The organism is Pseudoalteromonas sp. GW168-MNA-CIBAN-0100 (genome assembly GCF_040309225.1).
In the GTDB taxonomy this organism is placed as follows: Bacteria; Pseudomonadota; Gammaproteobacteria; order Enterobacterales; family Alteromonadaceae; genus Pseudoalteromonas; species Pseudoalteromonas arctica.
The window spans coordinates 1-278 of the sequence record NZ_JBEOOL010000504.1 but is presented as its reverse complement, the minus strand read 5'-3'; the positions used below and the strand labels follow the sequence as shown (position 1 = coordinate 278).

General features: G+C 41.0%; 1 pseudogene. It reads left to right on the top strand.

Annotated features, from left to right (window positions below):
* Positions 1 to 30: 30 nt before the first annotated feature.
* Positions 31 to 278: pseudogene (locus tag AAEY62_RS22170) on the top strand (iron transporter); the annotation flags it as partial.

Sequence of the window (278 nt, the reverse complement as noted above, 5' to 3'; positions counted from 1 at the left end):
CTGTAATAGCGACCGAAAAGGAGGGTTCTGATGCTAATAACTAGCCTTGTGATGAGCCTCAATCAGTTATTGCCGGTGGCCATTTTACTTATTTTACTCCAAGTGATTGCCAAGCAAAGTTTAGTGAAGGTACTGGGGATGCTTGTTTTAGGTGTGGGGCTATCATTTTTATTTGTAAAAAGTGCTCCGCTAATTAGTCCCTTGTTCGACTACCAGGGTTTAGAATATACCCAAATTGCTTTATGTGTTTTAGTGTTTATCAGTGCGCTGTACTACGC